7 protein-coding genes are annotated in these 9,893 nt (G+C 30.8%); 5 read left to right on the top strand and 2 right to left on the bottom strand.

The features are described from left to right. Positions 1-782 precede the first annotated feature (782 nt). Complete coding sequence (lysS, locus tag U9R42_10875; protein MEA3496528.1) at positions 783-2,294, bottom strand: lysine--tRNA ligase; 1,512 nt, start codon at positions 2,292-2,294, stop codon at positions 783-785. Between the two features lie 219 nt (positions 2,295-2,513). After that, positions 2,514-3,344 carry a class I SAM-dependent methyltransferase gene (locus U9R42_10880; GenBank protein MEA3496529.1) on the bottom strand — a complete coding sequence of 277 codons (831 nt, stop codon included), beginning with the start codon at positions 3,342-3,344 and terminating at the stop codon, positions 2,514-2,516. 145 nt (positions 3,345-3,489) lie between these two features. Here U9R42_10880 and U9R42_10885 point away from each other — a divergent pair, with 145 nt between their 5' ends. The 5 genes from U9R42_10885 to U9R42_10905 form a co-directional block, all read left to right on the top strand. Next, a complete protein-coding gene (locus tag U9R42_10885) occupies positions 3,490-4,701 on the top strand; it encodes an AAA family ATPase (protein ID MEA3496530.1) in 1,212 nt (403 codons plus the stop codon). Positions 4,702-4,710: 9 nt separating this feature from the next. After that, on the top strand, positions 4,711-5,382 hold the full coding sequence (locus tag U9R42_10890; protein MEA3496531.1) for a hypothetical protein: 672 nt from the start codon (positions 4,711-4,713) through the stop codon (positions 5,380-5,382). 124 nt (positions 5,383-5,506) lie between these two features. Beyond that, entirely contained in the window at positions 5,507-7,882 is a 2,376-nt protein-coding gene (locus U9R42_10895) for a TonB-dependent receptor (GenBank protein MEA3496532.1), read from the top strand. A gap of 5 nt (positions 7,883-7,887) precedes the next feature. Further along, positions 7,888-8,820 carry a DUF4249 domain-containing protein gene (locus U9R42_10900; protein ID MEA3496533.1) on the top strand — a complete coding sequence of 311 codons (933 nt, stop codon included), beginning with the start codon at positions 7,888-7,890 and terminating at the stop codon, positions 8,818-8,820. A 515-nt stretch (positions 8,821-9,335) separates the two neighbouring features. Beyond that, positions 9,336-9,893 (top strand): hypothetical protein (locus U9R42_10905; GenBank protein ID MEA3496534.1); only part of this gene is annotated, 558 nt, incomplete at its 3' end.

A 9,893-nucleotide genomic window follows, 5' to 3' on the forward strand; every position in this document is an offset into this window, starting at 1 on the left:
CTGAGGACTGTTTTTGACTACCTCTGCTAAAAAGCCTGAGATTGTCGCGGTCGTACCTCCCTCACAATGACGATTTTATGGGTTGTTGTTGTGGGAATTGTTTATTTGTTTATCTGTTGATTTGTTTATTTGATGATTTGTTTATTCATAATTTGACTGTTGACTGAAGACTGCCGACTTCTTTAATTGAAAGCTCCACCATACCGTCATTGCGAAGGAAGAATGACTGAAGCAATCTGATGAAAGAATTGTTTATTTGTTTAGATTCTCCTCCGTAGCTTTAGCAAGGAGGATTTAGTTATCTGTTTTTTCGTAACACATAACTTTAAGTACTTTAGGCACTTTAAGTACTCTAAGTACTTCTTTTTGTTTATTTGGAATTTGACTGCTGGCTGGAGACTGCTGACTGAGGACTGTTTTTGACTACCTCTGCTAAAAAGCCCGAGATTGTCGCGGTCGTATTCTGACAACTAATAATTGTAGTAAAATTATCACATTGTTTTTGTCAGAATACTCCCTCACAATGACGATTTTATGGGTTGTTGTTGTTGTAGGAATTGTTTATTTGGTGATTTGTTTATCTGTTTATTTGGAATTTGACTGCGAACTGTTGACTGTTTTTGACTGCTGACTGGAGACTGCCGACTGGTAATTTGTTTATCCGTAACACATAACCTTTTAGTTTTTAGTTTTTAGCTTTTAGTTTTAAGTACTTCTTTTTGTTTATTTGGAATTTGACTGCGAACTGTTGACTGACGACTGTCTTTGACTACCCAACTCCCCTACTCTTCCTTCAACCTCATTTGCGGAAACAAAATAACTTCCTGTATTGAATGTGAGTCCGTAAGCATCATTGTTAGCCTGTCAATACCAATTCCAATTCCTGCTGTTGGAGGCATTCCGTATTCAATAGATTTTAAGAAATCTTCATCCAGCACCATTGCTTCCTCATCACCTCTTTTACCAAGTTCAAGTTGTTTTTCAAATCTTGCTCTTTGGTCAATAGGGTCGTTAAGTTCCGAAAATGCATTGCAAATTTCTTTACCTATTACAACACATTCAAATCTTTCAACAAGTCCGTCTTTACTTCTGTGTTTTTTTGCCAATGGAGACATCTCAATCGGATAGTCAATTATAAATGTAGGATTTATAAGATTAGGTTCACATTTTTCGCCAAAAATCTCATCAATTATTTTCCCTTTACCCATTGTTTTATCAATAGGAACATTTAGTTCTTTTGCTGTTTTAAAAAGTTGTTCCTCATCCATTTCCGAAATATCAATTTTAGTAAATTCCTCAATTATCTCAAACATTGATATTCTTTTCCATGGTCGTTTAAAGTCAACTTCTTTACCGCCATAAGTTATTTTTGTAGTTCCAAAAAGCTGTTTTACAAGCCCTTCTATTATCTCTTCATAAAGATCCATCATCCAAATATAATCTTTGTAAGCAACATAGAGTTCTATTTGAGTAAATTCAGGATTGTGGAATCTATCCATTCCTTCATTCCTAAAATCTTTAGCAAATTCATAAACTCCATCTATTCCACCAACTATAAGTTTTTTGAGGTAAAGTTCATTTGCAATTCTAAGATACAATGTTTGGTCAAGAGTGTTGTGATGTGTTTTAAATGGTTTTGCAGCAGCACCTCCGTAAATCGGTTGGAGTATAGGTGTTTCTACTTCAAGATATCCTTTGTTGTTTAAGAAATCACGAATATACTGTATTATTTTAGCACGTGTTTCAAAGATTTTTCTTGTGTTTGAATTTACAATCAAGTCAACATATCTTTGTCTGTATCGTTGCTCAGGGTCGGTAAAAGCATCAAAAACAGAATCTTCTTTTTCTTTAACTATCGGTAATGGTTTTATTGATTTTGATAAAAGTGTTAATTCATTAACTTTAACAGTTATTTCTCCCACTTTTGTTACAAAAACTTCACCTTTGACACCAATAATATCACCTATATCAAGTAATTTTTTAAATACTTTATTGTAAAGTGTTTTATCTTCTCCGGGGCAAATTTTATCACGATTTACATAAAGTTGAATTTTGCCTGAAGAATCTTTAAGCTCTGCAAATGATGCTTTACCCATAATCCTGCGACTCATTATTCTTCCTGCAAGACTTACATTTTCAAATCCCGTTTCGTTTTCTTTATAATTGTTTTTTATTTCTTGAGCTGTTGTTGAAATTTCATAAGTTTCAGGAGGATAAGGATTAATCCCGAGTTTTTTTATTTCTTCTAATTCTTCTCTTCTTCGTAGTTCTTGTTCGCTATAATTTTCAGCCATGATAAAATTGACGTTTAATGTGTTTTAATAATCAAAAAATTTTAAGTGCAAAGATAAATAAATTTTGGATTTCATAAAACTAAGAATAAACTCCATCATTAAATTTTATTACATTATCCCGATTTGTTTCAAAAATTTAAATTGTCTCTGAAAAACTCTGACAATCTTGATGCGAAGGAATAAATAGAAGCCCCCTTAAATTAAAATCCTCTGCGAGTTTTATGAGTTCGTTTTTGCAGAATCTTCAGTGTTAGATTCTGATGAAAGTTGCAATTTTGTTAAAACACAAACTGACTGACCTAATGCTCCGAAATCTTTAAATACATGACCGTTTTCAAATTTCACCGGTTCAGGAAGTGGTATATGTAATTCTGTTCCATCAATAATACTTTCTATTTTTAAATCCAGATGTTCAGACATTGCTTTAATTGCATCCCGACTAATTAGATGGTTTAAAACTTTATTTGGGTTTGGGTCATTAACATAATTTTCGAAAAACGACCAATGCGATGGCATAGAAAATTCCAGAAATGAAAAAATAATTTTCCCATCTACTTTCAAAACTCTTTTGGAATCAATTAAATACTTATATATTTCTTCATGAGTTAAATGTGTAAATACTGAAAAGAAAGAAATAAAATCAACAGATTCATCTTTAGCAGGAATAGTTAAGCCTGCTGCTGTTTTAAAAACCCAGTCGGGTCTGTTACAGCTTTTTCTTGCGTAATTCACTAACTTTGGGACAATATCAATCCCAATAAATTTCCCTTCCAAAAAATCAACTAATTGCAATGCTAATCTACCGCTTCCACAACCGACATCAACAATAACATGATTTTTTTTCAAGCCCTCTGAAAGTAATAAATAGTATTCAAGCTTTCCAATTGCTTCAAACTCACCACCAATTATCAATTTCATTGCTTTATTTTCATCAATATTTTTCAATACTTCCGAAGCGTTACTGATATAAGTTTTTTTAAAATGTGGCTCTTTTTTTATAATTTTATAAAATAAATTTTTAAGATATTTTTTTATTTGACTCAAATTCATTTATAATAATTTTTATAATAGATAAAATAAGGTTTGCAAAAGTATTGAAAAACATGTTTAAGAAAGCAGATTATTGAAATAACAAACAGCACAAGCTAAAAAAAATTATTACATTTGCAAATGATTTTAAACAAATTTAAACAGAATGATACAAAATATTGAAATAAAAAACTTCAAGTCGGTGGTTGACCTCTCACTGGACTTAGGAACATTCAATGTTCTCGTTGGTGAAAACGGTTGTGGTAAATCCAATATTTTGGAGGCGATTGCTTTCGGTGCTGCTGCAAGTGCTGACAAGTTGGACTATGAGTTTTTAGGAAGTAGAGGAATCAGAGTTACAAATCCTGAATTCATGTATTCTGCTTTCAGCAATGGCAAGAAAAAGAAACCAATAACTATTAACTTTAAAACAAAAGAACAAAAATACTTCTTCGATTTATTAAACGATCTAAACAACCCCAAAAAGTGGAATAACCGGAAAAAGCAAATAGCACTAAAAGAAATAGAGAAAATCTTTCACGCCATTTATATTGAAGAAGATGAAAAGAAAAGAGATAAGGTTTTATCAGAATTCAGTGAGGGGAAAGAAGAGATTTCTTCTATTACTGAGTTTTTAAAACCTTTACGAAAAGATACCGACTACAAAGATTTGCTTAGAATACTTTTTCCAACAATACTTGAAAGTATTTTTTCAAATTCCGAGATTTCAAATTACATTATTTATTCACCAGAGCAAAGTAGCTTAAGGAAATTTGAGGAGACAGCTCAAATGTATCCTCTTGGAATAAAAGGTGAAGGGCTTTTTCAATATTTAAAAGAGCTGGCTTTTGATAAGAAAAAGATAAAGACTTTAAATGAAATAAAAAAGAATCTTATGCTACTTGACTGGTATGAAGGTTTTGAATTGCCAGAGAACCTGATGAAGAATGAATTTGCCCTAAGAATTAAAGACAAATACCTTTATCCTAAACTTCAATATTTTGATCAAAGAAGCACTAATGAGGGATTTTTATTCTTGCTGTTTTTTTCCACTCTTTTTATTTCAAAGACAACACCGACTTTTTTTGCGATTGATAATATTGACACTTCTTTAAATCCAAAACTTTGTATGCAATTGACGAAAAATCTTGCTTCGTTAACCACGAAAAATAAAAAGCAAGTCATTATAACTACTCAAAATCCTGCAATACTTGACGGCTTAAATTTAAAAGACGACAATCAGCGTTTGTTTGTAGTAAGTAGAAATAATGAAGGACATACACGCATTGAACGAATCAAATACAATGATAAACGCACAATGAGGTTATCAGATATTTGGACTAAAGGGTTTATTGGTGGGCTTCCAGAAAACTTTTAAATTTTACTCATGACAAGAATTGCTTTAGCCACAGAAGGTAAATCGGAACACTGGATAGTCAAACATTTAGTTCAAAATTATTTTAAAGGTAAGGAGATTTTCTTCAGACAAGTTCAGCCACAAATTTTTAACGACACCCAAGAATCAGTTGGTGGTTGGCTTGAGATTTTAAAGTTTTGTGAAAGAACAGACGACATTAAATCTGCACTAATTGAAAGTGATTATTTGATAATACAAATTGATACGGATGAATCTCAAAACCCCAATTTTGGTGTAACTCATACCAAGCAAGGTTCAGTGTTGAAAACCAGCGAAGAATTATTTGAAGATATTGTTTCAAAAATTAGAGGAATTATAAATCCAGAGATAGAGACTGAATATAGCAACAAAATCATTTTCGCAATTTGCATTCACTCGATTGAATGTTGGCTTCTTCCAATCTATTACACAAACAATCATAAAAAAGATATTCGCAATTGCTTATCAACTCTCAATACAGAATTGAGAAGAAGAAATTTAAATGTAATTCCACCTAAAAAGCAGAAAGAAAAACGTCAAGCCGTTTATGAAAATGTTTTAAGAAAATGGAAACGAAGACAGGATATAGTTTCTTCATCAAAGCACAATTTTGGTTTCAAGAAATTCATTGAATCTTTAAAAATGATTGAAAGCAAAGAATAATAACAGGCGTAAATCCTAAAAAAAATTAAAAGTTTAAAAGCTCAAAGTTGCAAGGTTTTTGCGAAATAGAAATATTCAATTTTTTAAAATAATCTTTTGTTTTACATTATTAAATTTTATTCTTTTGATAAAAATATTTAAGCACTTATTGATAATAGCTTTTTTACAAGTTATTGTATTTTATCCAATCAAATCATTTGCTCAAAAAAAACAAAATAAATTTACAATTCATGGATACATAAGGGATCTTTCATCGGGAGAAGAACTGATTGGTGCTACTGTTTACATTAAAAATTTAGAAAAAGGAACAGTAACCAATAGTTATGGATATTATTCTATCTCTTTACAAAAAGGGAAATATATATTGCTATATTCATACATGGGATATATTTCAAAAAAAATTGAAGTTGAATTAAAAAATGATTTTCATAAAAATATTAACCTCAGGTCATCAGCAATTCAAGCGGAAGAAGTTGAAATAATTGCTGAAAGAACTGATGTAAATATAAAAAGTACTGATATTGGAAAAATAGAACTTCAAACAGCAACTGTAAAAAATATTCCTGCTTTGCTTGGTGAAGTTGATATTTTAAAAACCATTCAATTATTACCTGGCGTACAATCCGCAGGAGAAGGTAATTCGGGATTTTATGTAAGAGGCGGTGGATCTGATCAAAATCTTATTTTACTTGATGAAGCAGTTGTTTATAACACAGGTCATCTTTTCGGATTTTTTTCAGTTTTTAATGCTGATGCGATAAAAAATACAACTTTAATAAAGGGGGGAATGCCTGCAAATTACGGTGGAAGACTTTCATCGGTAGTTGATGTTGCCATGAAAAACGGCAATGATAAAAGCTATCATTTTGATGGAGGAATAGGAGTTATTTCTTCACGATTAACAGTTGAAGGACCTTTATTAAAAAATAAAAGTTCTTTTATGTTATCGGGTCGCAGGACTTACCTTGATGTTTTGATAAAACCTTTTGTTAAAGAAAAGTTTAAAAGTAATGCTTATCATTTTTTTGATTTAAATACAAAGTTAAGTTACAGATTTAGTGATAAAGACAGAATATTTTTAAGTGGGTATTTTGGTCGTGATGTATTTAGTTTTACAAGTCCCAATTCAGCTTTTGTAATTTCAATACCATGGGGAAACACAACCACAACCTTAAGATGGAATCATCTTTTTAACGAGAAATTATTTTTGAATACTTCAATAATTTATAATGATTACAATTTTAAATTCAATATGGAAAGTGATAAGTTAAAAATGCTTATGTATTCAGGAATAAAGGATATAAATTACAAAATGGATTTTGGTTATTATCCTGCTATAGCTCATAAAATAAAATTCGGATTAAATTATACATATCATACATTTACACCAAGCTCAAGTAGTGCATCCATAGGTGATGACATTGAATTTAATACTGAAGACATTAAAAAGAAATATGCTCATGAATCTGCAATTTATTTTCTTGATCAATATGATGTTTCCGATAGATTAAAAATAAATGCAGGATTAAGATTTTCTACATTCACAATCGTCCCTCCTTATTCTCAGCTAATTACTGATGAAGATGGCAATGCAATAGATACAAATTATTTTACCGGAGAAGATGAAAACACAAGCTACTTTGGACTTGAACCAAGAATAAATGCAAGATTTACAATTAATAAAAAATCGTCTGTAAAAGTTTCATTTATGCATACAAAACAATACATTCATTTAGTTTCAAATGCAAATTCTACTTTACCAACAGATGTTTGGGTGCCAAGTACAAAAATGGTAAAACCTCAATCGGGAGATCAGTATTCAATAGGATATTTCAGAAATTTCTTTGACAATAAAGTTGAAACATCTATTGAACTTTATTATAAAAAAATGAATAATCAAATTGAGTACAAAGACGGCTACATTGAAACAATGGGACGTGAACTTGAATGGGATTTTGTTTTTGGTACAGGCGAATCTTACGGTATGGAATTATTCATTAATAAAGTATTTGGAAAAACAACAGGGTGGATTGGATACACACTTTCCAAAACAACACGTCATTTTGAAGATTTGATTACTAAAGATTTTCCTGCAAAATTTGACCGTACTCACGACCTTTCAATAGTTGTAAGTCATAAATTTACAGATAGATTTTCCATAGGAACAACTTTTATTTACGGAACCGGAATTGCCACAACTTTACCAATTAATTTTTATATGATTGATAATAGCATTGCTAACGATTATATGCCACGAAATAGCTACAGAATTGAACCATATCACAGGTTAGATATTTCAGCAAGATTAAAAAATAAAAAAGAAAAGAAATTTTCGAGTGAGTGGATTTTCTCTATTTATAACGTGTATAATCACAAAAATGTGTATTTCATTTATTTCACAAATGAAGGTATTCTCGGTGAAGGAGACTTTTCAAACAAAGCTTACAAAGTATCATTATTTCCAATAATTCCTTCAATAGCATGGAATTTTAATTTTTAATAATTATGAATATTTATAATAAAAAACATATATGGTTTTTGTTTTCCATAGTTTTAATTACTCTTATGTCTTGTGAAGAAGAGATTACGTTAGACATGCCAATAGGAGAGCAAAAAATTGTAGTAGAAGGATATATTGAGCCGGAAGCTCCACCCTACATTTTACTTACTCATACTATCCCCTATTTTTCTCAGGATTTTACAAACGAAATAAGTGATATTTTTGTAAGCGGTGCCGAAATTTCAATTTTTAATGGAACAAAAACAGTTGATTTGATGGAAGTTAATATTAGCGACCTTCCCGATTCCATTGCAAGGTTTTTATTAGATGAATTTCAACTTTCGGTAGAAAATATTGAAAATTCTAAATTGGTTTTTTATACCACTATTGCTATGATGGGCGAAGTTGGAAAAGAATATACTTTAAATGTCAAGTCTGGTAATAAAATTATTGAAGCTAAAACAACTATTCCCCCAAAAATTAGTTTTGATTCCATTTGGGTTGAACCACATCCAAATCCAATGATGGATAGCCTATTTATGTTAAAAGCAAAATACCAAGACCCACCAAATGAAAGTAATTATTACAGATATTTTACTAAAAGAAATGATGAACCCTTTTATCCAAATCGTTTTTATTCTGTTACTGATGATGAGCTTTTAAATGGACAAAATGTAACATGGACATTTATTCGTGGTGAAAGTAAATACAAGGAATTTAATCCAAGGGATTATGGATTTTTCAAAAGAGGAGATACTGTAATAATTAAATTTTGCACCATAGACAAAATACATTTTGATTTTTGGAACACATATTCTGCAGGACAATTTTCAGGTGGTCCATTTATGAGCCCTGTTGAAATTACTTCAAATGTAGATGGAGGTTTAGGAATATTTGGTGGTTATGGAGCAACTTATATTGAATATATTATTCCTTAGAAGTTTTATTTATTCAAAACATATTGATTTCCACTCTTGTTGACAACATTAGTAGCAAACAAATTCAATTGCAAACTCCCCTTCCCCTTATTGGTATCCTCTTCAACAAACAAAGCATGCACCTTACGGATTTAAAGAAAAAACAAAAATTAGGTTTATCAAAAAAATTTCATTAAACTTTGCAACAAATATTAATAACTTATAAATTTAATGGATTATGAAAAAAATAAAATATTTTTTACTGTCTTTTTTATTAATTTCCAGCGTTGCTTTTTCTCAAAACCCATTCTTTCCTAAAGTAGGACAATTCTTTGAATGAGTGTGCTTATGATCTTTATATTGACAACATGGGAAATAAAGCAATGACTGGTTTTGTGGAACTTAGCCAAGGCGATAAAGATATTGCATTTTGGTATATTGATTCACTTGGGAAATGCTTTGGGATACTAATTATTATTTTAACATGAATGAAGTTGCTTACGCCATAGCTCCACACTCAACAAACGGTTGGGTGCTTGTTGGTTATACGGAAGGTTTATACCGACCCGCCTGTACGAACAGGAGATACAAGAAAAGAAATTTTTGCAATGAGAATTGATACAACAGGAGATACTGTTTGGACTTTTCAATACGGGAGAGATAGTTATAACGAAATAGGCTACTCGGTTGTAAACAATGGTAATGATAATTTTATAATATTGCGAAATAGCACACCAATTGGTAGCGGAGATGCAAAAATAAGGGTAATAAAAATTGGAGCGGATGATTCTTCGTGGAACAATTTATACGGAGCAACTAATTATGACATAGAAGCTTATAAAATAATTAATGACTATGGTGGTAATTACATAATTGCCGCAAATGATGTAACAGATGATATAAATCCTAAATTGTATTTAATAGAAGACAGTGTAGGTAGATTGTTAAACACCTATGATTACAACCTGAACGATGACACAAAAATATTTAGTATTGATACTGCATTTGATAAGGGTTATATTGTTGCGGGCTATGGAATTTGCAATAATGATACGGATGGATTTGTAATGAAACTTGATACAGCTTTTGAGCAA

Source organism: Bacteroidota bacterium, from assembly GCA_034723125.1.
Lineage (GTDB): Bacteria > Bacteroidota > Bacteroidia > CAILMK01 > JAAYUY01 > JAYEOP01.